Genomic DNA, 422 nt, shown 5'->3' on the forward strand with positions numbered 1-422 from the left:
TTTGCCGGTGGCAACGCGGACAACCACCGTGACCGGCTTAGCTTGTTCGGCGATCGCCCGCAGCGACGCCGCCAGCGTGCCTTTTTTACCGGCCTTGCCGGAGGCGGCCAGCACGTCAGTGATCAGTACCGGGGTATCAAGCGGGAAAACCGACGCGTCGGCATCCTCCGCCGTGCAGACCATGCCGACGATTGCCGTCGATACGGTGGAAATAACGCGGGTGCCGTCGTTGATTTCGACGACGCGCACGCCGTGATGATAATCGCCCATTAATTTGCTCCGGGTGGTGAGTAGGTGCAGGCATGATGACGCCCGGCGCGCCGGGCCGCACGCGGTGGATGCTGGAAGGCCGACCAGACAACAGGCCGGGCCGGATTGGGGATTTTTGAGGGAATAACGATCGTTTGCGCCGATCAATAACG

1 pseudogene is annotated in these 422 nt (G+C 62.3%); it reads right to left on the reverse strand.

Annotation, left to right across the window (positions count from 1 at the left end):
* Window positions 1-270: pseudogene (locus tag AEYBE204_RS39785) on the reverse strand (phage tail protein); the annotation flags it as partial.
* Window positions 271-422: the final 152 nt, after the last annotated feature.

It is taken from the genome of Asticcacaulis sp. YBE204, assembly GCF_000495855.1.
GTDB lineage: Bacteria > Pseudomonadota > Alphaproteobacteria > Caulobacterales > Caulobacteraceae > Asticcacaulis.